This window comes from Paeniglutamicibacter sulfureus, from assembly GCF_039535115.1.
Lineage (GTDB): Bacteria > Actinomycetota > Actinomycetes > Actinomycetales > Micrococcaceae > Paeniglutamicibacter > Paeniglutamicibacter sulfureus.
This window is the reverse complement of record NZ_BAAAWO010000001.1, coordinates 1,090,878-1,116,027: the sequence shown is the minus strand read 5'-3', so window position 1 is coordinate 1,116,027 and position 25,150 is coordinate 1,090,878. Positions and strand designations below refer to the sequence as shown.

General features: G+C 65.8%; 25 protein-coding genes. 11 read left to right on the top strand and 14 right to left on the bottom strand.

Features of this window, described 5'->3' with window-relative positions; all coding sequences use genetic code 11:
• Positions 1-43 precede the first annotated feature (43 nt).
• Entirely contained in the window at positions 44-1,414 is a 1,371-nt protein-coding gene (locus tag ABD687_RS05050) for an MFS transporter (RefSeq protein WP_264269313.1), read from the top strand.
• A 124-nt stretch (positions 1,415-1,538) separates the two neighbouring features.
• Here ABD687_RS05050 and ABD687_RS05045 read toward each other — a convergent pair whose 3' ends face one another.
• A complete protein-coding gene (locus ABD687_RS05045; RefSeq protein WP_264269314.1) occupies positions 1,539-2,207 on the bottom strand; it encodes a phosphoribosyltransferase in 669 nt (222 codons plus the stop codon).
• A gap of 124 nt (positions 2,208-2,331) precedes the next feature.
• Here ABD687_RS05045 and ABD687_RS05040 point away from each other — a divergent pair, with 124 nt between their 5' ends.
• Positions 2,332-2,820: an META domain-containing protein gene (locus tag ABD687_RS05040; protein WP_302265734.1), complete on the top strand. Its 489-nt coding sequence runs from the start codon at positions 2,332-2,334 to the stop codon at positions 2,818-2,820.
• A gap of 61 nt (positions 2,821-2,881) precedes the next feature.
• On the opposite strand, the gene ABD687_RS05035 is transcribed toward ABD687_RS05040, so the two are convergent.
• From ABD687_RS05035 to ABD687_RS05025, 3 genes are all read right to left on the bottom strand, one after another.
• On the bottom strand, positions 2,882-4,516 hold the full coding sequence (locus ABD687_RS05035) for an ABC-F family ATP-binding cassette domain-containing protein (protein WP_310293040.1): 1,635 nt from the start codon (positions 4,514-4,516) through the stop codon (positions 2,882-2,884).
• Positions 4,517-4,774: 258 nt separating this feature from the next.
• Positions 4,775-5,035 carry a GlsB/YeaQ/YmgE family stress response membrane protein gene (locus ABD687_RS05030; RefSeq protein ID WP_310293042.1) on the bottom strand — a complete coding sequence of 87 codons (261 nt, stop codon included), beginning with the start codon at positions 5,033-5,035 and terminating at the stop codon, positions 4,775-4,777.
• A gap of 155 nt (positions 5,036-5,190) precedes the next feature.
• Complete coding sequence (locus ABD687_RS05025; RefSeq protein ID WP_310293045.1) at positions 5,191-5,886, bottom strand: phosphoribosyltransferase; 696 nt, start codon at positions 5,884-5,886, stop codon at positions 5,191-5,193.
• Between the two features lie 166 nt (positions 5,887-6,052).
• Here ABD687_RS05025 and ABD687_RS05020 point away from each other — a divergent pair, with 166 nt between their 5' ends.
• Positions 6,053-6,613: a dihydrofolate reductase family protein gene (locus tag ABD687_RS05020; protein ID WP_310293048.1), complete on the top strand. Its 561-nt coding sequence runs from the start codon at positions 6,053-6,055 to the stop codon at positions 6,611-6,613.
• 141 nt (positions 6,614-6,754) lie between these two features.
• On the opposite strand, the gene hpaD is transcribed toward ABD687_RS05020, so the two are convergent.
• The 5 genes from hpaD to ABD687_RS04995 form a co-directional block, all read right to left on the bottom strand.
• Positions 6,755-7,852, bottom strand: coding sequence for a 3,4-dihydroxyphenylacetate 2,3-dioxygenase (hpaD, locus tag ABD687_RS05015; protein WP_310293051.1), 1,098 nt, complete (start codon positions 7,850-7,852; stop codon positions 6,755-6,757).
• A 50-nt stretch (positions 7,853-7,902) separates the two neighbouring features.
• A complete protein-coding gene (hpaE, locus tag ABD687_RS05010; RefSeq protein WP_310293054.1) occupies positions 7,903-9,408 on the bottom strand; it encodes a 5-carboxymethyl-2-hydroxymuconate semialdehyde dehydrogenase in 1,506 nt (501 codons plus the stop codon).
• 57 nt (positions 9,409-9,465) lie between these two features.
• On the bottom strand, positions 9,466-10,125 hold the full coding sequence (locus ABD687_RS05005) for a GntR family transcriptional regulator (RefSeq protein WP_264269322.1): 660 nt from the start codon (positions 10,123-10,125) through the stop codon (positions 9,466-9,468).
• Positions 10,126-10,133: 8 nt separating this feature from the next.
• On the bottom strand, positions 10,134-11,639 hold the full coding sequence (locus ABD687_RS05000; RefSeq protein ID WP_310293057.1) for a fumarylacetoacetate hydrolase family protein: 1,506 nt from the start codon (positions 11,637-11,639) through the stop codon (positions 10,134-10,136).
• Positions 11,640-11,829: 190 nt separating this feature from the next.
• Positions 11,830-12,963: a glycosyltransferase gene (locus tag ABD687_RS04995; RefSeq protein ID WP_310293061.1), complete on the bottom strand. Its 1,134-nt coding sequence runs from the start codon at positions 12,961-12,963 to the stop codon at positions 11,830-11,832.
• Between the two features lie 134 nt (positions 12,964-13,097).
• Between ABD687_RS04995 and ABD687_RS04990 the strand changes: the two genes are divergently transcribed.
• Positions 13,098-13,964 (top strand): glycosyltransferase family 2 protein, encoded by an 867-nt coding sequence (locus ABD687_RS04990; RefSeq protein WP_310293064.1) that lies wholly within the window; start codon positions 13,098-13,100, stop codon positions 13,962-13,964.
• A gap of 8 nt (positions 13,965-13,972) precedes the next feature.
• On the opposite strand, the gene ABD687_RS04985 is transcribed toward ABD687_RS04990, so the two are convergent.
• Positions 13,973-15,028, bottom strand: a complete 1,056-nt coding sequence (locus ABD687_RS04985; protein WP_310293067.1) for a glycosyltransferase — start codon at positions 15,026-15,028, stop codon at positions 13,973-13,975.
• Entirely contained in the window at positions 15,025-16,137 is a 1,113-nt protein-coding gene (locus tag ABD687_RS04980) for a glycosyltransferase (RefSeq protein ID WP_310293072.1), read from the bottom strand. Before ABD687_RS04980 ends, ABD687_RS04985 begins: the two co-directional genes overlap by 4 nt.
• Before the next feature lie 485 nt (positions 16,138-16,622).
• Between ABD687_RS04980 and ABD687_RS04975 the strand changes: the two genes are divergently transcribed.
• The 6 genes from ABD687_RS04975 to ABD687_RS20690 all read left to right on the top strand — a co-directional run bounded on the left by ABD687_RS04975 (position 16,623) and on the right by ABD687_RS20690 (position 20,170).
• Positions 16,623-16,961: a hypothetical protein gene (locus ABD687_RS04975; protein WP_310293075.1), complete on the top strand. Its 339-nt coding sequence runs from the start codon at positions 16,623-16,625 to the stop codon at positions 16,959-16,961.
• Between the two features lie 4 nt (positions 16,962-16,965).
• Positions 16,966-18,072, top strand: a complete 1,107-nt coding sequence (locus tag ABD687_RS04970; RefSeq protein ID WP_310293078.1) for a hypothetical protein — start codon at positions 16,966-16,968, stop codon at positions 18,070-18,072.
• A gap of 48 nt (positions 18,073-18,120) precedes the next feature.
• On the top strand, positions 18,121-18,378 hold the full coding sequence (locus ABD687_RS04965) for a DUF4235 domain-containing protein (protein WP_302265756.1): 258 nt from the start codon (positions 18,121-18,123) through the stop codon (positions 18,376-18,378).
• Between the two features lie 30 nt (positions 18,379-18,408).
• Complete coding sequence (locus tag ABD687_RS04960; RefSeq protein ID WP_264269331.1) at positions 18,409-18,606, top strand: hypothetical protein; 198 nt, start codon at positions 18,409-18,411, stop codon at positions 18,604-18,606.
• 186 nt (positions 18,607-18,792) lie between these two features.
• Positions 18,793-19,716 carry an SDR family oxidoreductase gene (locus tag ABD687_RS04955; protein ID WP_264269332.1) on the top strand — a complete coding sequence of 308 codons (924 nt, stop codon included), beginning with the start codon at positions 18,793-18,795 and terminating at the stop codon, positions 19,714-19,716.
• Between the two features lie 115 nt (positions 19,717-19,831).
• Positions 19,832-20,170, top strand: a complete 339-nt coding sequence (locus ABD687_RS20690; protein ID WP_377700301.1) for a DUF6480 family protein — start codon at positions 19,832-19,834, stop codon at positions 20,168-20,170.
• Between the two features lie 400 nt (positions 20,171-20,570).
• Here the strand turns inward: ABD687_RS20690 and ABD687_RS04945 are convergent, their stop codons facing one another.
• Together ABD687_RS04945 and ABD687_RS04940 are read right to left on the bottom strand one after the other, a co-directional pair.
• Entirely contained in the window at positions 20,571-21,245 is a 675-nt protein-coding gene (locus tag ABD687_RS04945; protein ID WP_310293081.1) for a response regulator, read from the bottom strand.
• The gene (locus tag ABD687_RS04940) at positions 21,242-22,714 is read right to left on the bottom strand and encodes a sensor histidine kinase (RefSeq protein WP_310293084.1); all 1,473 of its coding nucleotides are present in this window, start codon (positions 22,712-22,714) and stop codon (positions 21,242-21,244) included. The genes ABD687_RS04945 and ABD687_RS04940 overlap by 4 nt, the downstream gene beginning before the upstream one ends.
• An 87-nt stretch (positions 22,715-22,801) precedes the next feature.
• Between ABD687_RS04940 and ABD687_RS04935 the strand changes: the two genes are divergently transcribed.
• On the top strand, positions 22,802-24,211 hold the full coding sequence (locus ABD687_RS04935) for a TrkH family potassium uptake protein (protein WP_310293087.1): 1,410 nt from the start codon (positions 22,802-22,804) through the stop codon (positions 24,209-24,211).
• Between the two features lie 110 nt (positions 24,212-24,321).
• Here ABD687_RS04935 and ABD687_RS04930 read toward each other — a convergent pair whose 3' ends face one another.
• The gene (locus ABD687_RS04930) at positions 24,322-25,134 is read right to left on the bottom strand and encodes an alpha/beta fold hydrolase (RefSeq protein ID WP_310293090.1); all 813 of its coding nucleotides are present in this window, start codon (positions 25,132-25,134) and stop codon (positions 24,322-24,324) included.
• Positions 25,135-25,150: the final 16 nt, after the last annotated feature.

The window sequence follows — 25,150 nt, the reverse complement described above, 5'->3', positions numbered from 1 at the left end:
ACACTCGTCCACCGCACCTAGCACCGAACGCAGGAGTTCTCCCATGGCTTCCTCATCCCTCGCGGCAAGCAGCAAACGTTCCGAGGAACGTCGTGTCCTTGCCGGCACATTGGTTGGCACCACCATTGAGTGGTACGACTTCTTCATCTTTGCCCAGCTCACCGCGACCTTGCTGACGCCGCTCTTCCTGCAGCCGTTGAGCGTGTCCAACCCGGGCCTGGGGCAGATCCTCGCCTTCGCAATGATCGGCATTTCCTTCCTCTTCCGTCCGCTGGGCGCTATTGTGGCAGGCCACCTGGGTGACAAGTACGGACGCAAGCGCGTGCTGGTCGCCACCCTGATCCTGATGGGCGCGGCCACCGCGCTGATCGGCCTCCTGCCCACCTACGCCACCATCGGCCTGTGGGCTCCGATCCTGCTGGTGCTCCTGCGCATCATCCAGGGTTTCTCCGCCGGCGGCGAATGGGGCGGCGCGGCATTGATGGCTGTGGAGCACGCCCCGAACAACAAGCGCGGCTTCTTCGGCGCCTTCCCGCAGATCGGTGTCCCGATCGGCATGATCATTGCCACGGGCATGCTGTACCTGCTGCGCACGTCCATGAGCCCGGAACAGTTTGCCGCCTGGGGCTGGCGCGTGCCGTTCCTGCTCTCTGTGGTGTTGATCGTCGTTGGCTACCTGATCCGAAAGGCCGTCGAGGAATCCCCGATCTTCAAGCAGCTCGCACTGCGCAAGGCCTCGGAGCACACCCCGCTGAAGCAGCTCTTCCAGACCAACACCAAGGAAGTCATCCAGGCAGCCTTGATCTTCATCGCCAACAACGCCGCCGGCTACCTGGTCATCGCCTTCTTCATCGCCTACACCACCCGGGTGCTGGAGATGCCGACGGCACCGGTGCTCCTGGCCACCACCATCGGCTCCGTCGGCTGGCTGATCTTCACCCTGGTCGGTGGCTGGCTCTCCGACCACTTGGGACGCCGCAACACCTTCCTGATCGGCTACGGCATCGTCTTCGTCTGGATGATCCCGATGTTCCTTTTGATCGAGACCCGAAGCGTCTTCCTCTACGGTGTTTCGATCTTCATCCTGACGGTCGGCCTGGGGCTGTCCTATGGCCCGCAGTCGGCCATGTACGCCGAAATGTTCCCGGCACACATCCGCTACTCGGGCATCTCGATCGGCTACGCTCTCGGCGCGATCCTCGGCGGTGCCTTTGCATCGACCGTCGCCGAGATCCTTCTTCAGAGGACCGGCTGGTCCGGCTCGATTGCCATCTACATTATGGTGCTCACCCTTATTTCGATGGCGGCAGTCATCTGGGTGGGCGAGACCAAGGGCCGCAACCTGCACGTCGAGGACATCGACCCGGAGCTGCAGGCGGCACACGATGCCAAGCACCGAAGCCAGGAAGCCTAGCAAATAGTCCTCTCGCGCACCTGCGCAGCATGTAGCAAGGGCCGGCCGGTTCCAGTTCCCCGTTGGGGAGCGGGACCGGCCGGCCCCTTTTTGGTCCCGGCGGCAGAAGGCCGCCCGTCCCCGGCTACCTGCGGGGGACCAGTGCCGTGATCTCGTAGTCGGCGATCGAATCGAACCGCGAGTAGAAGGCGCTGACGGAGTGGAACACCCTGGGCGTGATGGCGCAGATGAACTCGTCAACCAGCGGCTCGACTTCCTTGCGGGCCACCGCCGGGGCCACCGGAACCGCGACCACGATACGCCCGGCACCGGCCTCGCGCATCAATTCCACGGCGGCCAACATGGTCGCCCCGCTGGCCATCCCCTCGTCGACGAGGATGACGGTGCGTCCGGAGACCGGCAGGACGACCGGGCTCACGAGCCGGGCACGCAACTCCTCCAGCTCCAGCCGGGCCGCCTTCTCCACCCCGTCCAGGATTTCCTTCTCGAAGCGCAGCTGCGCCGAGTCCCAAACGCCCTCGATGTACTTCAGCGACGTGTGCTCTCCATGGGCGGCCAACGCGGCGAAGGCGATGTCGGTGCGTTCGGGCATCACCAGGCGGCGAACCGCCAGCACATCGAGTTCAAGCTCCAGCCTTGCGGCGACCTCTGCCGCCACCGGGACCCCGCCGCGCAACAGTCCAAGCACCAACGCGTTGGGGTCCTTGGCGTACCGTTGCAGGTCGACCGCCAGGAATTCGCCGGCGGCCGTGCGGTCCGAGAAGCGGGTGGGGGCAATGTGTTCGGGTGTCATGTCACTAAGTCTGCACCCCGGCACGGCGGCTTGGGGAGCAAGCCACGATTTCCCACCTCTTTGCAGGCCAAAAGCCGGTTTTCGGGGCTACCATGTGACCATGAAGCGACCTGGAGCCCTGGTCATGATTGCTGTGATGGCCTTTGCGCTGTCGGCATGTTCGACGGGTCCCGGCGCCGAAGACCCCGAGGCAACCGTGTCCCGGGACGTGGGACCGTACGGTCTTCCCCCGGCAAGCAACACCCCTCCGGCGCAGGGCCCGTCGGCTTCCGCCACCGAGGAAACATCGAGTGCGGAGTCGGAGCGGAGCGACGCCGACGCTGCGGTCATTGGCCAATGGGGCGGGGCCCCAGAGGGGGCTCCGGTGCTGTCGTTCGCGCCCGAGGGCCGGTTCAACGGGCATGACGGGTGCAACACGCTGACCGGCTCGTGGACGGGATCAGGACAGGCATTCGAACTGCACGAGATGACCATGACATTGATTGGCTGCCCGGGGATTGACACGTGGCTCTCGAGGGCCGCCGCCGTGGAGGTGGATGGCGAGACCCTGAGGGTCACCGACAAGGACGGCAAGGACATCGGAACGTTGCCGCGCCTGAACGTGGCCGGCTGATGACGGGAAACGGGATGCGGGTCATGGGCCCAGACCCAGACCCTGCGGTCGATTCCCCGCGCTATTCCACGAGCAACCCCTCCTCCAGATGGATCCGCCGCCCGGCAAACCTGGCGCGCAGCGCCCTGTCGTGGCTGACCACCACGACGGTGCCCCCGAAGGAGTCCAGCGCCCGTTCCAGGTCATCGCCGAGGGCCGGGGACAGGTGGTTGGTGGGTTCGTCCAGCAGGAGCAGTTCCGCCGGCCTGGCGAACAGCCGCGCCACATCGAGCCTGCGCCGCTGCCCCAGGGACATCTCAGAGATGCGCATGGTCAGTTCCTCCGGCTGGAAGAGCCCCAGGGACAGCAGCTGCCCCAAGTCCTCGGCGAGGTCCCGACCCGAGCCGAAGCAAAAACCCTGGGCCGCCATCCAGTGCCCGGGCCAGGCGTCGGGTTCCTGGCGCAGGTATCCCACGGGCCGGCCGACGCGGCAAGTGCCGGAGGGGGGAGCCAGGACCCCGGCGATGACGTCCAGCAATGTCGACTTGCCAGCGCCGTTGGGCCCGGTGAGCAGGACCCGTTCACCGGGTGCCAGCAGCAGGTGGTCGATGGCGAGGCGCCCCGGAACGTGCACGCCGACGAGTTCGACCGCAGGCGGCGCGACCTCGGCCCCGGAGTCGGCCACGGCCGCGGGATCCGGGGTGAAGCGCAGCGGCTCGAGGGGAAGCTGCGCCTCATGTGCCCGCAACTGCGCCAGGCGCGTCTTCGCCTGGCGCAGCGCGGCGGAGGATCCGTGGGAGCGGTCGCGCGCCCGGAACGCACCGTGGCCGAATCCGGGTTTCTCCGTTTTTCGGGGGATCTTGGCCACCGCGCCTTCGGAGCGATCGGCCATGCGGGCTGCCTGTTCCAGTTTTTCCTGCCATTGTTCCCGGGCCAGGATGATGGCCCGGCGCTGTGCCGCCTTGGCCCGCAGGTAGCCGTCGTAGCCATCGGCATGGCGGGTGGGTACGCCGCGGTCCAGCTCGAGGATCGCATCCGAGACCCGCTTGAGGAACAAGCGGTCGTGCGTGCAGAACACCACGGTTCCGGGGTGGGTTGCCAGCCGGTGCTCCAGCCACTCCAGACCGGCGGTGTCAAGGTTGTTGGTGGGTTCGTCGAGCAGCAGCACCTCCGGATTCGCCGCCAGCGTGGCCGCCAGCGCCAGCCTGGACCGTTCCCCGCCGGATAGCGTGTCGAAGCGCCGCCCGCCCGCGATGCCGCCGATGCCCAGCCGGTGCGCCGAGGCGGCCAGGCGCTGCCGTGCCCCGGCGCCGTCCCGGGACTCGTGGAGATCCGCCAGAAGCCCGTATTCCGCCAGTGCCCGGGGAAGCTGGGCATCGGAGGCAAGAGCCAGCTGCGCGGCGGCAGCCTCGATCCGTGATTCAAGGTCCCTGAGCCAGGCCAGGGCATGGTCCAGGAAGTCCGCGACGGTCCATCCCGGTTCGAAGGACGGCTGCTGCGCCAGGTAGCCGAATCCTCCCGCCGCTTGCAGGGTGACGGTCCCGGCGTCCGGGGCCAGGTCGGCCGCGAGCAGCCGCAGCAGGGTGCTCTTGCCGGCGCCGTTTTCTCCAATAATCCCCAGCCGCTCGCCGGGACGCACCGAGAAGTCCAGGTCGCGGAACACCGGGTGCCCGGGATGGGAGAAGCTGAGGCCGTGAAGGGAAAGTTGGGTTCGCATGGTCGATGTCTCGTGTTTCCGCGCAAGGCCCGGCTGCCGGTGGGCAGGCGTGGCCGCGCTCGCTGTAATCAATAACGGTGGGTCGCGCGGTCCACGGACCCCCTGGGGGGCGGACAGACGCGGAACTGCGGCGGACCGAACGCACTTGCGGGTGAGCGCACGGTCGGGCATCACCGGATTACAGGAAGAAAGACAACATGGGCCAAAGATAACAACGGGGACGGGGTGTTGTCGAGGACCATGCCGGGATTGCCGGGGCTAGGCCCGGCGCTGGCGGATGACACCGTAGGTCCCGGCCACCACCGCGGCGCCCAGGATGGAAGGCACCCAGGTGCGCAGGTTCAGGAATTCGCCGATTCCGGTGCCGGAGGCCATGGCGGCCAGCCAGCCGCCGGCGACGGCACCGAGGACCCCCAGGAGCAGGGCGGCCGTCCAGCCATGGTGGGCGCGGCCCGGCATGATGTTCTTGAACAGGGCGCCGACAATGAGCCCCAGGACGATCCAACCAAGCAACCCCATCGAGTTCCCCTTCGATGCAGCGGATACCCGGGTCCGCAGCCGGTGGCTCCGGCCGGCGAGTGTGCACCGGTGGGCAACAACCTACGGCGTGTTCGCACCGGAGGCAATGGACGTGCAGCGCGGGCAACGGGGTGCCGGCGGGATGCCGGGACCGGCTAGTTGGCCTCCCGGGCGTCGTGGTGCCCGCGCGCCTCGCGGGCCTCGAGCAGCAGCCGTTCCACGGCGTCCTCGTCGACCTGCGAAAAATCCTCGTAGTGGGATCCCACCGCGGAAAACTCCCGCGGTGCCAGCAGGCAAATGACTGAAGAGGCACCGGCCATGGAACGGGCAAGGATGCGCGGCGCGACGGGCACCGCGACGATGACCTCCTGGGCCCCGCACTGAGTCACCACGTCCACGGCGGCATGCATGGTGGCACCGGTGGCCAACCCGTCGTCGCACAACACGACCCTCGCCCCGGTGATGTCGGGCGCGTAATCGGCAAAGCGCCGGGCGAGCCGATCCAGTTCCGCTGAGGCGCGGGATTCCACCTCCTCCAGCACAGCCTTCGCGCGGGAACCCAGTACATGCTGGTGGACGGTGCGCACCATGTAGCGGCCCCGGCACGAGCGGTAGGAGGCAACTGCCCCGAAGGCGACCTCCTCCTGTTGCGGCACTCCCAGCTTGCGCACGGCCAACGCGCCGAGCGGTGCGCCCAGCCTTGCGGCCAGCGCCGCCGCGACGGGGATCCCGCCGCGCAGCAGGCCCAGCACGATGCTCCCGGAACCCATCCCGCGCTTGACCAGGTGCTCACCCAACAGCGCGCCGGCCTGGTCCCTGTCCTGGAACTGCGGTCCTGCTTGCCTGTCCATGTATCCAGTGTGCTCGGGTTTGGGGCGGGAGTGAAGACCCGGGCAACCCGGGTCCGCGGAAGCCTGCCCGGTGACTTCGCCCCGGCCCGGGAGTACCGTGGGATCCACGCTTCACGCCGTCCCGCCCCCCACCCGGGGCACCAACTGCGAGCACAAGGGGAACAACATGTCCAGGCTGATCTACACGTTTCTCGCATCCTTGGACGGCTACATCGCCGATGAGTACGGGCGATTCGACTGGGCCTATCCGGGGGAGGAGGTGCTCGACTTCATCAACGCCACCGAGCGCGGGGTGGGCACCTACCTGTATGGGCGGACCATGTACGAGATGATGACCGGCTGGGAGAATGACCCGGAACTGGCCGCGGATTCGCCCGGGAACGCCGAGTTCGCCCGGATCTGGCAGGCGGCCGACAAGGTCGTCTTCTCGAGCACGCTGGAGGCCGTGTCCACCTGGCGCACCCGGATCGAGCGCAGCTTCGACCCCGGGCTGGTCCGCTCCCTCAAGTCGTCGGCGGTCCTGGACCTGAACATCTCCGGTGCCCGGGTGGCGGCGGAGGCCTGGCGGGCGAACCTGATCGACGAGTGCCAGGTGTATGTTGCACCAATGCTCGTCGGCGGCGGCAAGCGGATGTTCCCCGAGGGCATCCGCCATTCCCTGGAGCTGCTCGACGAGCGGCGCTTCGACAACGGCATGGTCTTCCTGCGCTACTCCGTGGGGCACTGACCCCGGGCGTCGGCGGTCGCGACGGAAAGGCAGAAGGGGCAGCAAAAACGGAAGTGCCGGTGTCGGTGCGCACCATCGGATGATGATGCGCACCGACACCGGCCCGTTTCATGCGCCAGGGCGCATGCGGGTGGAGAAGGCCTAGAGCTGGTGGCCCATCTTGAAGCCCACTTCCTCGCCCGGATCGCCGGTCAGTGCGTCGCCCGGTGCACGCGTGTAGGAGAAGCCGTCGGCGCCGACGGTCACCTCCATCTCCGAGGAGTGGGTGCGCTGGATGACGTCCTGCGGCTTGCCGTCCAGGTCCAGGACCAGGGAGGCCTCGGTGTACCAGGACGGGACAACGGGGTTGCCCCACCAGTCGCGGCGCTGGTTGTCGTGCACGTCCCAGGTGATGACCGGGTTGTCCGGGTCGCCGGTGTAGTAGTCCTGGGTGTAGATCTCGATGCGGTGGTCATCGGGATCCAGGATGTAGAGGTAGAACGCGTTGGAGACGCCGTGGCGTCCCGGGCCCCGCTCGATGCGGTCGGACATGCGCAGCGCGCCCATCTTGTCGCAGATCTGGATGATGTTGTGCTTCTCGTGGGTGGAGAAGGCAACGTGGTGCATGCGCGGGCCGTCGCCGCCGGTCAGGGCGGTGTCGTGCACGGTGCCCTTGCGGTGCATCCAGGCGGCGTAGGTGACGCCCTGGTCGTCCTGGATGTCCTCGGTGACGCGGAAGCCCAGGTCCTCGAGGTATTTGCGTCCCCGCGGGACATCCGGGGTGACCTGGTTGAAGTGGTCAAGGCGGACCAATTCGCCGGCCGAGTAGAGGTCGTAGCGCATGTGCAGGCGTTCGACATGCTCGGTCTCGAAGAAGAACTCGTAGGGGAAGCCCAACGGATCCTCGACGCGCACGGAGTCGCCGATGCCGCGCACGAAGCCTTCGGTGCGGCGCTCGGTGCGGCAGCCCAGTTCCTTGTAGTACGCCTCGGCGGCGTCAACGTCGGCGTTGGAGCGCACGCGGTAGGAGAATGCGGCAACCGCGGCAATCGGGCCGAGGGTCAGCACCAGGTTGTGGTGGATGAACTCCTCGAAGGAACGCAGGTAGATCTGCTTGTCGTCCTCGTAGGACACGTGCAGGCCGAGCAGGTCCACGTAGAAGGCACGGGACTTGGCCAAATCGGTGACCACGATCTCCATGTACGCGCAGCGCAGGATATCGGGAGCCGGGACGGAGGGCTTGGGGATGACGTTGGACATGATTCGCTCCTTTGCGGAAAAAACTGGAAAAGCGGGGTGGGGAGAAGAAGTTAGGCGCCGAACTTGGGGGTGTGGACCTCACCGAGGGTGATGTGCACCGCCTGCTGGTCGGTGTAGAAATCGATCGAGCGGTAGCCGCCCTCGTGGCCCAGGCCCGAGGCCTTCACGCCGCCGAAGGGGGAGCGCAGGTCACGCACGTTGTGGCTGTTGAGCCAGACCATGCCGGCCTCGACGTTCTGCGCGAAGTTGTGCGAGCGCTTGAGGTCGTTGGTCCAGATGTAGGCGGCCAGGCCGTACCGGGTGTTGTTGGCCAGTTCCAGGGCCTCTTCGTCGGTGTCGAAGGGGGTGATTGCCACGACGGGTCCGAAGATCTCTTCCTGGAAGATGCGGGCATCTGGTGCCACGTCGGCGAACACGGTCGGGGCGACGTAGGAGCCGTTTTCCTGGCCCTCGGGCAGGTTTTCCGGGCGTCCGCCGCCGGCCACGACGCGGCCCTCGGACTTGCCGATTTCCACGTAGCTCATGACCTTGTCGTAGTGTTCCGGGTGGACCAGCGCGCCGACCTGAGTTTCGGGATCGTGCGGGTCGCCGACCTTGATGTTCTTGGCGCGGGCGGCATAGGCCTCGACGAACTTCTCGTAGATCGGACGTTCGACCAGGATGCGGGAACCGGCGGTGCAGCGCTCGCCGTTCAGCGAGAACACGCCGAAGAGGGTCGAGTCGATGGCGGCGTCGAAGTCCGCGTCGGCGAAGACGATGGCGGGGGACTTGCCGCCCAGCTCCATGGACATGCCCTTGAGGTTTTCGGCGCAGTTGCGGAAGATCAGTTGGCCGGTGGAGGACTCGCCGGTGAAGGAGATCAGCGGAACGCGCGGGTGCTTGACCAGTGCGTCGCCTGCTTCCTCGCCGATGCCGTTGACCAGGTTGAACACGCCGTCCGGGAGGCCGGCTTCCTTGAAGATGGTGGCCCACAGCGAGGCGGAGAGCGGGGTGAACTCGGCCGGCTTGAGTACCACGGTGCAACCGGAGGCGATCGAGGGGGCGAGCTTCCAGGACTCAAGCATGAACGGGGTGTTCCACGGGGTGATCAGGCCGGCGACGCCGATCGGCTTGCGGTTCACATAGTTCAGCTGCGATCCGGGGACCTTCAGCGCGGTATCGTGCTGGGCGACGATCAGGTCGGCGAAGAAGCGGAAGTTCTCCGCGGCGCGCTGCGCCTGGCCCCGGGCCTGGGTGATCGGCAGGCCGGTGTCGAAGGTTTCCATCTCGGCCAGGCGGTCTTCCTGGGCGACGACGGCGTCGGCGATCTTGTAGAGGACCTTGGCGCGGGCCCGGGCGCTCATCGTCGGCCACGGGCCGTTCTTGAACGCCTCGGTGGCGGCGGCGACGGCTGCATCGATGTCGGCCTTCTGGCCGGCGGCCGCGGTGGCGTAGGTCTGGTTGGTCACGGGGTCCAGGACCTCGAAGGTTTCCCCGCCGATGGAATCGACGAACTGGCCGCCGATGTAGTGCTGCAGGTGGGTCGGAAGGTTCTCGGGAACGAAGTGCTTGCTCATGAACTGGCTCCTTGCTGGATGGGGTGGGGGCGTCGTATGGAAGATGTGTGTGGCTGCCTAGAGCGGTGAGGCCGGGAGGTTGGCCGCCGCCAGGTAGGCGTTCAGAGTGGTGGTGCGGTGGGCCCGGGCGGCCTGCTCGATCTCGGCCGCGGGGGCCTTGGCCTCGATCAGGTCCAGGAGTCGGGCGTGTTCCCTCACCGATTCCCGGGCGCGGCCGGGGATGTGGGTGAAGGAGGAGGAGCGCATCACCGCCAGGCGGTTCCAGCCGCGGTGCACCAGATCCAGGATGTGCGGATTGGGGCAATTGCGGTAGAGCACCTGGTGGAACTCGTTGTTCAGTTCGGTGAAGCGCGGGGCGTTGAAGTCGACCAGCAACTCGGCCATGGCCTGGTTGATGGCCCGGGCCGCTGCCAGCTGGTCCTCGTCGATGAACGGGGCGCTCAGCGCGGTGGCCGCTCCTTCGATGATGGCCAGGGTCTGCATGGTGTGCAGGTAGAGGGTGGTGTCGGCTGCCGCGACCATGGCCCCGACGTTGCGCTCGAAAGTGACCAGGCCCTCGGCCTCGAGCCGGCGGATGGCCTCGCGCACCGGAACCACCGAACAGCCAAGCTCCGCGGCAATGGTGCCGAGCACCAGCCGGTAGCCGGGGGAGAAGGTTCCCTCGGTGATTTTCTCGTGCAGCAGCCGGTAGGCCGACTCTGATTTGCTGGGGGCCATGTCGGGTCCTAGAATTCCGGTTCGCCGTCGGCGACCCACTGGTTGTACTTGGCCTTCCAGTCGGCGTTCATCGGGAACAGGCCCTTGATCTCGGCGCCGTTGGACACGTGCTTGAACACGAAGGTGTCCTGGCGTTCGGACTCGACGACCTCCTCGGCGATCTCGGCGGCCAGGTGCGGCGGGATGACCAGGATGCCGTCGGCGTCGGCGATGACGATGTCCCCGGGGACGATGGTGGTGCCTCCGCAGCCCACGGCCACGTCGGTGTCCCACGGCACGTGCTTGCGCCCGAGGACCGCAGGGTGCGCGCCGTTGTGGAACGTCGGGATGTCCAGGGCGGCAACGGCGTCGAGGTCGCGGACCCCGCCGTCGGTGATGATGGCCTCGGCGCCGCGCACCTGGGTGCGCATCGCCAAGATGTCGCCCAGGGTGCCGGAGCCCTTTTCTCCGCGGGCCTCCATGACCAGGATCTCGCCCGGGCCGATGTCGTCGATGACGCGCTTCTGGGCATTGTAGCCGCCGCCGTGGGTCTTGAAGAGATCCTCGCGGTTGGGCACGTAGCGCAGCGTGCGGGCGGTGCCGATGACCTTCGTCATGCCCTTGGTGGCCTGCAGTCCGTCGACCGAGACGTTGTTCAGTCCGCGCTTGCGCAGGGCGCCGGAGATCGTCGCGGTGGCCACGGACATGAGCTTGGCCTTGACCTCGTCGGTCAATGCGGCCTTGCCGGTGATCGGGGTCTCGATGCCTGCGTCGGCGGCGGTGCCGAAGGCGTCGATGCGGTCCGCGTCGGTGATCTTGGGCTGGTTGCCGAAGGCCGCAAAGGTTTCGGTGCCTTCCACCACGGTGGTGGCCAGGCGTCCGGTGGACAGGCCCGCTGCCTCGTCGTCGACCTGCACCTCGACCACGTCGCCCGGCACGATCACGGAAGATCCGGCCGGGGTCCCGGTGAGGATCACGTCTCCGGCCTTCAGCGTCATCTGCTGGGAGAGGTCCGCGACGATCTGCGCGAAGGAGAAGATCAGTTCCTGCGTGGTGGCGTCCTGGGCGATCTCGCCGTTGACCCAGGTGCGGATGCGCAGGGCGTCGGGGTTGAGGGAGGCCGCCGGGAGCAGCACCGGGCCCATCGGGGTGTAGCCGTCGCCGGACTTGGAGCGGATGTTCGAACCCTTGTCGGCGTACTTCATGTCGTAGACGCCCAGGTCGTTTGAGGCCGTCACGTATCCGACGTGGCCCCAAGCCTGCTCGACGGTAACGCGGCGGGCGTCGGTGCCGATGACCAAGGCGATTTCGCCCTCGAAGGCAAGCAGTTCGGTGCCTGCCGGGCGCTCAACGGTGGAGCCCGTGCTGGCCAGCGAGGAAGGCGCCTTCATGAAATACGACGGGAAAGCAGGGGTGCGGCCGCGCTGGGCTGCCCTCGAGGAGTAGGAGAGGTGGACCGCAAGGACCTTGCCGGCCCTGTCAAAGATGGACTGGTCGACCTCGACCAATTCGGTGGCTGTAGCGTCGCTGCTCACGGTTTCCTCCTGTTGTGTATGAAATCGTATACGATCTAGTGTGACCGGGGTCTCCGTGAATGTCAAGGCCTGGGCGCGGGGCGATGGTTCGGATCGACTGGCGTGGGGTTCGCCGGGGCGCGGGCGGGCGGATTAAGCGGCTTCCGTCGCCAGCAGGTAGGCGGGACCGGACGGCGCCGGCCCCCGGCATTTACCGTGCAGCCGGGGTCCGGTCCAAGAGCAGGTCGTACAACTCCCGGTGGGCCCGGGCGATCTCTAGCCGCTGCCGACGGCGCCCTTCCGCATCAAGGCCGGGCAGGTCTTCGGCCCGCAATACTTCCCGGATCGCGTTCAGGAGTGATTCTTCATCCGCGCCGGTCGGTGTGGTCCTGAATCGTCCAACCGAAGGGTCCTGGTCCGCGTAATGCCCACAATCGGGCGCGACCACCGGTGTGCCGACATCAATGGCCGCTTCGAGCCAACCGGAGTGGGTGCCAAAACGGTAGGGCAAGACACAGGCATCCAGCGAGGCCAGGTAGTCGAAGAGTTCCGGTTCGCTGAAGTACTCGTGGGACCGCAGTTCCCAGAGCCCCAGGTTCGCGCCGTCGTGCAGCTTCCCGGCCAGTGCGGGCCGGTATTCGTCGCTGGCCGGATCCAGGGGCTGGGAATGGATGTTGACCTGGAGCACCGCGGAGGGGAGCCGGGCCACGGCGCGGGCCAGCGGATCCAGGATGGCGGTGTCCATGTTGGGTCGCAACCCCTTGAGATGCACGCCGATCCGCTTCATCCCATCCTTGTTCCCGATCGCTGCTTTCCTCCGGCGGGCGGCGCGGATCCGGTCCATGGTTCCGAAGTCCACGACGTGGGGGTGGGGCAGCACCTGGGCCTCGGCACCCCAACGGCGACGGATTTCCCGCGCGGCCCCCGCGGTGAGCGTAATCAGCTTGTCCGCATGGGGTATCAATACATCGAGCAATTCAACATGCGCCGCAGGGTCGGGCTGATGCGGGTTGACCAGATCGTGAACCGTGTAAACCAAGGGCTTGCCGAAGTGCCGCAATTCGGCGACCAGCTCTCGCAGGTGGGCCGGGTCTGCGGCGTCGAAACCGAAATGAATATGCATCAGGTCAAAGGAGTCATGGTTGGCGCGTACCCAGTCGGCCGAGAGCATCGCCGGCGGCCACCAGCCGGATTGCGCTGATCGCATGCCGTCGACAGGCGGGGGATCGGGCAGGCGGAACACTTCGGCTCCCGACGAATCGACGGCCTCAAGGTGGCGGATATAGATCTGGTCGTGCGGAATTGATGCGACCCTGACCACGGGGTTGGATGGTGTGCCGCTCATGCGTTCCTCCTTGGCGCTGCTGGATGTGTACCGGTTCGGTGCCGGCCGGTGGTGTGTCGACGTAAGCTGGGAGCAACCCGACGGAAGATGTCCGGTGCCTTCGCGGCGCGATGGCCGGCAATCAAGGAGGCAGCGTGGAGGCACGGAATTTTTCGGTACTGGTGATCGCCCACGGGCGGGCCGGACACCTGCGCAACCTGCTGGCAGGCGTGGAGCGCTCGGCCGAGCTTCCCTGCGAAGTGGTGCTCGTCTACATGGATGAGCCGGTCCCGGAGCCCGTTTCCTGCATCGTGCCGCTGCGGATCCACCATGTCACCTCGCGTCCCGGCGAATCCGGCCTGCCGCTGGCCCGGGCCCGCAACACTGCCGCAAGCGCGGCGGACAGCCCGAATCTGGTGTTCCTGGACGTGGACTGCATTCCTTCGGACACGCTGTTCACCGCACTCCTGGACGCCATTGAGGGGGAACCGGTGCTGGCCATGGCTGAGCCCCGGTACCTTCCGGCCCCGCTTCAGGCGGGCTTCGGAATTGATGATGCCGCGTTGCTTGGCGCCTCCGTCCCCCACCATGCCCGGGCGAACCTGGCAGGGGGCGGGGAGCGCTCCCGCCACGAAATGTTCTGGTCGCTCGGGTTCGCGATCAAGGCCGGGATCTTCTTTCGCATGGGCGGATTCGACGAGGGCTTTACCGGCTATGGTGCCGAGGACACCGATTTCGCCTTCAGGGCGCGCAAGCAGGAAATCCCCATGTGCTTTGTGGCCGAGCCGCTGTTCCACCAGCACCACGGCGTCCACAAGCCGCCGCTGAACCACTTCGAGGCCATCATTGCCAACGCCCGGAACTTCCACGGGCGCTGGGGAACCTGGCCCATGGAAGGCTGGTTGGGCGCATTCGCAGAAATGGGGCTGATTCGGTGGGATCCGGAAGGGAGCCGGATCGATGTGATGAGAAAGCCCGGAGCGGCTGAAGTTGAGGCGACCCGCAGCAACGACCCCTACTAAGGCGCGGTTCATGCCACTGCCGCTTTCAGGCAGGCGGCAAGCATCGCCTCCAATGCGTCGGCGAAGCTTGCTGGGCTGACAAACAGGGCATCGGCCAGGGCACCTTGGGTCGTGCCGACGGCGCGTTCCAGCAGGGACGGCCAGTCTGCGGGTTCCTCCCACGATCCAAGCATCGGGATTCCCGCGACGCCTTCGAGGGCTCGGGCAAAGTGGAGTTGCTCGTCATGAGGCCTTTCCTCCGGGACCAGCATGACCGGTCGCCCAGAGGCAGCAGCTGCTGCAACGGCGTTGTGGCCCGCTGAGCTGATGACGAGGTCGGCCGCGGCCATCGCCCGTCCGGGGTCGGGCACCACGCCGTGCAGCAGCAGGTTTTCCGGCAGCCTCGTCCCGTCCTCTTCCACCGCCCCGGCGACCTCCCATAGCCATTCGGGTGAGGCCGCGGCCGCCACGGCCAAACCCCGTGCCGGAATCGCGGAGGCAAGTGAGGTCTGCACCAGCACTCGACGGCGGCCCGATGGCGCTGCAGGGGGGTCGCTCGGCGCAGGCAGGGACCCGGGCACACCCAGATAGTGGCTCTTGTTGCCGAACGCCGCCAGATGGGTGGGATCCTCGAGTGTTGCGGGAAAATAGCCGAAGATGGCATCGGCGACCTCGTAGGCCAGTTCGTGTGCCCGGTCCCGGCGCTCCCCGGGCATGCGGCGGAAGGCGACGGTATAGCCGCTGAGGCGGGCAAACAATGCCACCTCCACGGATACATCGACCATGACAACATCCGGGACAAACCGTGCCCACGCCCGGTTCAGCATGGCAAAGCGCTCTTGGATGCCAGGGCCGACCGGGGCATAGTGCAGCGGGTCTCCGGCCCGCATCTTGCCGGGGTGTTGCAGGGGCCCGGCGTCGGCCGGCAAGGCGACGTAGTCCAGTTCACCGAAGAGCAGGTCGCGGCGGCGTTCCCCGGTGCTGGCCACCTGCAAATCCACTCCCTCCAGCTCCGCCAGCCGCTGTGCATGGCGCAAATGTCCGGTGCCGTGGTGGTGGGCGTAGTAGGAGACCCTGTAGTTCACGAATACCGTCCCAAAGCGCGGTGCGGCACGGGTGCAACCGAACGCAAATGCCCTTCATAGGCATCGATCATGGAATCCAGCGAGAAGGTGCGGGCGCTGTCCCGCACCTTCGTCCGCTCCAGGTCCTTGGCCAGGATGACAGCCCTTGCAAGCGCCTCGGCGTCATGGCCCGTGGCCAAGACCCCGGAGTCTGCGGTGATGATTTCGGTCATCGCCCCGGAGGGCAGCGCTGCCACCGGGGTGCCGCATGCGATCGCCTCCAGGGTGGTGAGCCCAAAGGGTTCTTCCCACAAAGGCGAGGAGATGAACACCTGGGCCGTGGCAACCATGGTGCTCAGGTCCCGTTGGTCAAGGTGCCCGAGGTAGGTGATGTCCGCATCCAGTTCCGGTTCAATCAAGGCGGTGAAGTAGTCCCGGTCCTGCACCGGCCCTGCGATCCTCAGCTTCATGTTGGCTGCCCGGGCGGCCGCTATGGCCAGATGGGTTCCCTTTTCCGGGGTGATGCGCCCGGTCCAGGCCGCGGTGCCCGGAATCGACTCCGCGTCGGAGTGCCAGGTCTCCAAGGCGATGCCGTTGTGGACCACGTCGATCTCCGGCAGCCACCGGCGCCACGCCCGGGCGTTCGCGTGTGAGACAGTGACGTGGCGGTGCATCGGGTCCGGTGTCCACCCCGGGGTGCCAAAGATTCCTGCCAGTCTCGGCAAGACCGGGGTATGCAGGACATGCAAGGTCGGTATTGCGGCCAGTTCCCTGTGGGGTATGGGACTGAGCGAATTGTTCAGGACGACGTCGAAGCGTCCCGCACGGATCCGTCCGGTGGCCTGCGCCATGGCGCCGTCCAGCATCAGGTGTTGCCGGTTTCGCCCGTCGCTTTCGGGATAGCCCTCCACGATGTAGGAGCGAGCCAGCACGGATTCGACACGGCAGGTTGCCTCGCTGCCCGTCTTGGCAAAGAGCGTGACCTGGTGGCCTCGGTCGGTGAGGCCCCCAACCAGGTGTGCGGTGTGCGATTCCATGCCGCCGGCAAAGGGCGGGACGATCGCATGGTGCAGGTGCGCCAGGACTGCGATCCGCAAAGGGTCGCCTGCTGGGCGGGTATCGAGAATCATTTACGCATCCGCATTGAAAGCTGTCTCCTTCGTTGAGGCACCGGCCGGTGGATCACGTCCACACAGGGCATCGTGGAATCGTGGTGTTCCGTCAGGATATGGTCACGAGTCGGGACTCGGATAGCTTTTCGCAACCCGTCGGAGGAAACCACGGACGCGTCGTGGGTGGCCGGCGGTTCGTATCGGCCGGTGACTCGGCAGCAGGACTGCGCGCTTGGCCACGTGGCAACCATTCGAACCGCTTGGAGGCAACCCAACCCCAGGGCGACAGTCGAAGCGGGAAGGACCCTTGTCACCATGGCAGTACGTGCAGATTCCTTGGCACGGCCCCACAAGGACAGTAGCGTGGGGAACGCGACGTTGGGTTGGAAGCTGCGGGCACATGGCCGGGGGAAATCGGTTGGAACGGACCTCCGGTCCGGAACGTAAGTAGCCCACATCGCCACCAGGCACGTGAAATCCCGAAGCTACGAAGGAGGCACCACATGTCAACGACACCACGGAATCCAGGCTCCGGGCCCGAGGACGAATACCCCGAGGACGCCTCGGGTCCAGGCACGGATGGGTTGTCCGAGTTGGACTCCCTCGACGGGCCCGAAGACCCCGGCACCGTCGACCCGTTTCAGGACCCCGACTACCTGGCCGAGCAATTGCTGGGAGCTGACGATGTCCAGCCGGGGACCGGAGACACCGCAGCCCGTGACGTGTCCTCCGAAGGACAGGACAGAACCCGCGCGGCCAAGCCGGACGCCGGCGACCTAGAAGCGGACGGCTCGGGATCCGACGCGTCGTCGGGGGACGAAGACCGCTTCGACGCAGGGTAGCCCGATGTCCACGCAGCCGGCCCGCCAGACCGTCGTCGGCCTGATAGCTGACACCGGAATGCCGCTGTCCCTGGCCGTGTCGCTGAAGGACTCGCTGCCCGCGCAGTTGGTATCGGACCTGGACAACGGTGCGGGCTGGGAGGTGGAAGTCGCCGAATTCTCGCTTCCCTTGGCCGGTAACGGCGAGGTTGAACTCAATGCCCACTCGCGCCAATTGCGCGAAGCGGGCGGTTGGGACTACTTGGTGTACCTGACGGACTTGCCACAGTATGAAAGAGGCGAACCCCTGACATCCAGCGTCAACGCCGGCTCCGGATCCGCCATCGTGGTCTTGCCCGCATTGGGCATAGTCCGAAAGAAACGACTGCAGCGTGCCGTGGTCCAGGCACTCGCGGCCCTGCATGGGGTCGGGGATCCCTACTTGCGGGACGACGGGCGGGTATTGCCGGCCGTGGACCCCTTTTCCCTTGAGCGAAGGATCGAGGCCGCCAAGACGGACGACGATGCCTTCGAAACCGTCAAGGGCATGATGGGCAGGTTGCTGCTGCTCATCGGCATGGTGCGCAGCAACCGACCGTGGAGGTTGGTGCCCAGCCTTTCCTCGGCGATGGCCGCGGCCTTGGCTACTGGTGCATTTGGCGTTTTCTACACCAACATCTGGACCATGGCGGACTACCTCCCACCCCAGCGCCTTGCCATCATCAGCCTGCTTTCCGTTGTGGTGATGGGTTCGTGGCTGGTGTTGCACAACAGGCTCTGGGAACGACCCGTCGGGAATCGCCACCGTGAGAAGCGTGTCATTTACAACCTGGCGACATTGATGACCATTGCCTCGGCGATTCTCCTGATGTACCTGGTCCTGTTTGCCATCATCCTCACCGGCGCGCTGATCATCATCGATGCCCGCTTCCTGGCCATGGAATTGGGCCATGAGGTGGGGTTCGGGGAGTACCTGAATTTGTCGTGGCTTTCGGCATCCCTGGGCACCATTGCCGGAGCCGTCGGATCGAGCCTGGACAACGAGGAATCCGTGCGGAAGGCGACCTTCAGCCAGCGCGAGTACGAGCGCCGGCAAATCACCTTGGACAAGCCCACGGACAGCGAGAACTGACGAGGCCGAACGAGGCCCCCAACAGAAGCAGACAACGAAGGAGAAAAAATGAAACTGGTCACCAAGGCCCTGGCAATCGGCATCTCGATCATTGCCGGACTGGTCGCGGCAAAGATCTCCGGCGCCATCTGGAAAGGGGCCACCGGCGAGCAGCCGCCGAACGTCACCAACCCCGAGGCCCAGCAACGGGCAAAGATCGGCAAGGTACTCGCCTTCGCTGTCTTCTCCGGCGCCAGCGCATCGGTCATCCAGGCCGTCACCAAACGCTGGACCCAGAAACTCGTGGAAAAAAAGCGCACCCTCTAGACCACGCAAAAAGAGACAAGGAGATCGACCATGGAACGACACGAAAATGATCGGCACGACGTGACCGGGCAGCCGCAGGAATCGGACGAGGACGAAATGCCCGACGCCGGTGAAGTTGATCGGCCTTCGACGGAAGAAGAGATCCAACCGGGGATCAACCAGGATCTGGGCGCGTCGGAGGCTTCCTCCGAGACGCAGGAGGAAGCCTCCGGTTCCGACAAAGAGTAGGGAATCGACCAAAACGAACGCCCCTGCGTACATGGTGGCCGGAAGCCGGGCCTGCCTCCACGAGGACCATCGCCCTGCCATGGCCCTGCCATGGCCAAGCGTGTGCGCATTCATTGAACCCCCAAGGGGTTTGCCCTAGCGTGAACCGTACGAGCATCAAAGTCCACGACGACAGGAGGATTTCCCATGGATGAGCGTGAACCCAATATTCCCGATTCCGAGGCCCAGCTTTCTCTGGACAACCCGGTGGAACGGCACCCCCGGATCTCACCGCCCAAACAGGACCAACCCGAACCCGGCCTTGATGCAAAGCTGGAACCGTTGGCGGACCACGGTGAGGAGTCCTACGTCGGAACCGGGAGGCTCAAGGGTCGCAAGGCACTGGTCACGGGCGGAGACTCCGGTATCGGCGCGGCAGTGGCCATCGCCTTCGCCAGGGAAGGTGCGGATGTCGCCATTGCCTACCTGCCGGCCGAAGCCGAAGACGCACGCAAGATCATCGCGGTGATCGAGGCGGAAGGAAGGATTGGCATTGGTCTTGCCGGGGACCTGCTCGATGCCCAATACCGCAACTCGCTGGCCGACGAGGCTGCGGAGAAACTGGGCGGATTGGACATTCTGGTGAACAATGCAGGCAAGCAAATTGCCATCGAGAACCTTGAAGACCTGGACGACGAGCAGGTCATGCAGACTTTCCAGGTCAATATCCTGGCCATGTTCACCGTCACCCGCGCAGCCCTCAAGCACCTCCCGGCCGGTGCCAGCATTATCAACACGACCTCGGTCCAGGCCTACGACCCGTCACCCACGCTGTTGGACTACGCCTCGACGAAGGCGGCGATCAACGCGTTCACCAAGGGGCTGGCAGTGCAACTGGCACCTCGCGGCATCCGCGTGAACGCCGTGGCCCCCGGTCCCATTTGGACGCCGTTGCAGGTCTCCGACGGCCAGCCGAAGGATGCCTTGCCGAAGTTCGGTCACAACGTACCGCTCGGCCGGGCGGGGCAACCCGTCGAGCTGGCCCCGGCCTACGTCTTCCTGGCGTCTGCCGAATCTAGCTACGTGGTCGGGGAAACGCTGAACGTCAACGGCGGCAAGTCGACTCCCTGAGCCCGTTCTCCGGGCGGGCAAACCAAGAGGAGAGTGCACGATGGATAGACACGGCCTTCCCGCGGGAGGGGAGCCAGAAGCCGAAACGCACGGGAGCGAAGTCGAAGCTGATCCGTTGAACCTTCAGCCGGACGATCCCGAATGGTCCGATATCCCCGATGAGCCCGACGCTCACGCCGGAATGGCAACGGCCCGACCCACAGAGGCCGAAATCGACATCGACAGACAGGAAAATACCGCGATGGGCAACAAACCAGCCTTCGACCCAAAGAACGAACCGGCGCCGGAGTCGGACGAATCGGCCGGGTCTGAAACCGATGAACCCGGGGCCACATCCAACCCCGATCCGGTCAAGCAAAAAATCACAGGCCTGGAACCAGGAGGCGGAGTCCCTCCTGGCGAGACGCCCCCGGGTGAGGGAGCGATGAGCCAGGACCAGGGGCACGAAGAGTAGCCTCGCGATGCGCGCAACAGCGCGTGCCCTTTGGACGTTGATTTGTCCTCGACCGGAGCCTCGGCTCCGGTCGAGGACAAAATCGTGCAGGGGAGCGAATTGGATCTTGCCATCACGGTGAAATGTCCCAAGGTCCGTGCCCGCGAAATATGATCCGGCCAATGCTTGTGTGCCGGGCACACAAGCTGAAGAGGCCGGTGGCCTGGCACTGGCCGACTGCTGCCGGGTGCGCGGCTTTCGGAGGCTCAACAGGGGCCTAAGACATCGAACGGGTGGACTGGAGCAACCCCGGTGGCGGAGTCGCCGGGGGAGGCGTTGCCCCTGCCCGTTTCCTGTTTCCGCAGGTCACTCCCACAGATTGGCGCCGTCAACTCCGCGGGAGCATACGGCGCATCACAAGCTATGTTTCGAATCGGTAGCCCATACCTGGTGCTGTCAGGAGATGCCGGGGGTTTGCAGGGTCTTCCTCGAGTTTCCGTCTGAGCTGTCCCACGTAGATGCGCAGATAGTGGGTTTCCTTTTCGTAGAGCGGCCCCCAGACCTCGCTGAGGATCTGTTGCTGGGACACCAGCCTTCCCCGGTTTTCGACGAGTAATTGCAGCACGCCCCATTCACGCGGAGTGAGACGAATTCGGTGGCCTGCACGGGAGACTGTCGCAGCCATCAAGTCGATCTCCAGTTCGCCCGCTTCCACCGTCCCGGCCTCACGGACGGGCCAGGAACGCCGCTCTACGGCGCGGAGCCTGGCCAAGAGCTCATCCAGGCCGAAAGGCTTGGTGACGTAGTCATCGGCCCCGGCATCGAGGGCTTCGACTTTGTCCGAGGAGCCATGGCGGGCCGAGAGTACGATAATGGGCAGTTCCGTCCAGGCGCGCAGCCTGCGGATGACCTCGGTGCCGTCCATGTCCGGCAGCCCGAGGTCGAGCACGAGTACGTCCGGGGGCTGGGAAGCAGCTGCCCGCAGTGCTTTGGCGCCGTCGGGTGCGGTCGTGACGGCATAGCCTTCGGCCTCAAGATTGATCTGCAGGGCGCGGACGAGCTGGGGTTCATCGTCTACCAGCAGGACGTTTTTCATTCGTCGTCCTTGAACGTTGCCATCCCGGTGTAAAGCGGCAACCTGATGGACATGGTGAGGCCGCCCCCGGGCGTTGGCTCGGCCACGAGTTGACCCTCCATGGCCTCGATAAAGCCCTTGGCCACCGCCAGTCCAAGGCCGATGCCTGCATCGGGGGACGCGTCGTCGAGTCGCTGAAAAGGCTGGAACATTGCCACGACCCGGTCCGCGGGCACGCCGTCGCCATGGTCCACGACGCGCAGTTCACCAAAGGGACGGCCGTCAGGCCAGACATGCAGACTGCCGCCGGCCGTGGCGCGCACCACAATATCGGTCCCGGACGCATACTTCACGGCGTTTTCCACGAGGTTGGCCAATGCCCGCTCAAGCAACCCGCGATCCGCGTCCACCGGTGGCAAGTTGGGGGCCAGTTCCGCACGCACGGCCCCGTCCGGCACCCCGGCAAGCGCTTCGGGAACAACTTCGAGCCACGTGACGGGTTCGTGCAGCACCTGGACGCTGTCGCTGGAAAGCCGCGACATGTCCAATAGGTTCCCCACGAGCCCCTTGAGGCGGTCGGTGAAGCTCTGAACCGCGTCCAGCATCTCTTCCTGCTGCTCCACGCTGGTCTTGGACCGCTGACGGCGCAGCGCGGTCAGGGCGAGTTCGATACCGGCCAGAGGGGTTCGCAGGTCATGGGAAACGGCCCGCAGGATCGAGGTCTTGACCCGGTTTCCTTCGATGAGCTTGATCGAATCGCGTAGCCGAAGGATGAGCCGCTCACGCTCCAACAACGCCGCAAGATGTGCCTCATAGGCGTTTAGCAGGCGCCGATCACCGCCGGTCGGCGCCGATTGGTTCAGCCCGACTGCCAACCCGGGACGAGGTCGGTCAAGGGTGGTGGCGGCGTCCGGACACTGCGGCGCGTCCGGACCTGACGAGGCACGCAGCCGCCACAAGCCGTCATCAACGCCTTCGAAGACGCTGACCCCGTTGAGCTGGAACTGCCCGCGCAACTGGTCGAGGAACTCCTCCGAACTTTGGTCGCCCGCCAGGGAGGTGCGGGCCAACTCGCTCAGCGTGGCTGCCTCGGCGCTGGAGAGGGCTGCTGCCCGGGACCGGCGGGCGGAGAGCCCCACGACCAGGGCCACGGTAATCCCGACCCCCAGATAGACCAACAAGACGAAAAAGTCCTGGGGGTCGTTGACAGTCAAGGTTCCCACCGGATGGGTCACGAAATAGTTCAGGAACAAGGCGTCCAGCACCGCCGCCAGCACTGCCGGCCCCAGGCCTCCGAGAAAAGCCACGACTATCACCGAGCACAGCCGTGCCAGGGCATGGGTGGCCAGGTTCAACTCGTCGAACGGAGAGAGCAGGAAGGTCATTGCCGCCGGCAGGACAAGCGCTAGAAGATAACCCGACAAGGTGCGCATCGGGTCCTGCCCGGAGGCGGCGGGACCCGCCTTCCCGATGCTTCTGCCGCGGATCATCCACCCATTATGCCCGACGGCCACGAATCTTTACGGGACCCTTACGCCAAACCTGGCCGGGCGTCCATCGGCCGGAGGTAACGTCGAATGGTGTTGTTGCGTGCCTCGAAAAAACCGGTCCCGAAGCGGGGCAACCCTTGGGCGCCGGCCCGCTGGGTCGGATTCCTGAAACGGGTGGTGCTGCACCCGGTACGCATTGTTCCCCTCGCCTACCTCTGCATGATTTCGATCGGCACACTCCTGCTGATGCTTCCCGCGGCACGCACCGAGGACGCCGGTGGAGGGTTCATGCCGGCGTTGTTCACCGCCGTCTCGGCGGTGTGCGTGACGGGACTGGTCACCGTGGACACGCCAACATTCTGGACGCCCTTCGGGCACACCGTCATCCTCGGACTCATCCAGGCCGGCGGATTCGGCATCATGTCGCTCGGAACACTCCTGGCACTGATGCTTCGGAAGAAGATCGGCCTCCACGGACAACTCGTTGCACAGTCTGAAACCCATACCCTCAATCTGGGCGACGTGCGGGGTGTGCTTTTCCGGGTGGCCCGGATCATGCTCCTCTTCGAGGGCGCAACGGCCATCTTCCTCGCAGGCAGGTACTGGATCGCCTACCAGGAGAATCCCCTCGAGGCCCTGTGGCACGGCGTCTTCCATGCGGTCTCGGCCTTCAACAACGCAGGCTTCGCCTTGTACAGTGACAACCTCATCGGCTTCGCGCAGGACCCTTGGATCATCATCCCGATCTGTCTGGCCCTGATTTCCGGCGGGCTGGGGTTCCCCGTGCTCATCGAGCTCAGGCGGCAGGGATTCAGGTTTGGGTCGTGGACCGTCCACGCCCGTTTGACCATCTACGGCACTATCGCTCTCCTGTTCCTCGGAACACTCATGTTTGCCGCCGTCGAATGGAACCGGCAGGAAACCCTGGGCGGATTCTCCCCGGGAGGCAAGCTGCTCGCTGCGCTGGCCGGTGGGGTGTTCCCTCGAACCGCCGGCTTCAATAGCATCGACTACGCCGCCGCCGCCTCCGAAACGCTTTTCATCACCGACATCCTGATGTTCATCGGCGGCGGCAGCGCGGGCACGGCCGGCGGCATCAAGATCGCGACGTTCCTCGTGCTGGGCTACTCCATCTGGAACGAGGTTCGCGGCAACGGGCAGGTGAACATCGCCCACCGCAGCATCTCTTCCTCGGTGCAGCGCCAGGCCCTCACCGTCGCACTGCTCGGTGTCGCCGCGGTCATCATTGGAACGCTCCTGCTGCTCACTTTTACGGACCACACACTGGAAAAGACGCTGTTCGAAGCGACCTCTGCCTTCGGAACCGTCGGCCTGAGCGCCGGTATCACCGCGGGCCTGCCGACGAATGCCCAAGTGGTACTCATCGTCCTGATGTTCCTCGGCCGGATCGGCACGGTCACCGTGAGCACCGCGCTGGCTCTCTCCCTCCGGCCCAGGCTCTTCCGGCTACCGGAAGAGCGGCCCATCATCGGCTGACCCAGCGGGCTGCGGCTGACTTCCGCGGAGCCCACCGGCTCATCTCCGGTGCAGCCGCGCCAGCGGCAGCGCGACCCGGTGAAGGACCCGTGGTGCAGCACCCGCGGGGATCAGGCCTCCAGAAAAGCGACAGCAGCGTTCTTGAACTCGCGGCTGGTCACCGCGTTGGCGTGGTCGCGGCCGGTGAGCCAGAGGATCGACTTCTCGGTGTCGCGGGTGGCGAGCAACTCGGTGAGCCGCGGCATGGTGGTGGCCAGCGAGTCGCCGTCTCCGGCAACCAGCAGCGTGGGCATGGTGGGAATCATTTGTTCGGGGGAGAAGGGCTCGGTCTTGATGGCCTGGATCATACTCATCAGCGAGAACATGTCGTTGGATTCCACGGTTTGGGCCATGCGCAGCAAGTCCGCCGTCGATTCGTCGGCGATCGAGGTGCCGTCGGCCAAATAGAGTTGGGCGGCGTTCAGGTCGAAGGCGGCCAGCGGGTCGATGCTGGCCGGACCGCCAAGCACCAGCCGGTTCACCAGTTGCGGCTGGGTGCCGCCGAATTCCCATGCCAGGCGGGCGCCGAGGGAATAGCCGACCAGATCGACGCCGCTGAGTGCGTCGCTTGGCGAGAGCGTGGTAACCCCGTGGTCCATCAGCAGCTGCAGCAGGTCCGCGCGCATCCGGCTGGGGGTGTAGGCGTCCAGGTCCTCGGGAGCCGGGGAGGTGCCGTGGCCGGGCAGGTCCACTGCCAGCACCTTGCGTCCGGCCTCGGTGAGGCTGCGGATCCATCCGGACTTCACCCAGTTCAGAACGCTGGAGGAGGCAAAGCCGTGCAGCAGGACCACCGGTCGCAGCGTCGTGGAGGAGCCGGGCTCGTAGACGGTCAGGCCCAGGGCGTTGGCGGTGCCTTCGACAAGGTGCTCGTGTGTGGATTCCATGAGGCAGATCCTTCCA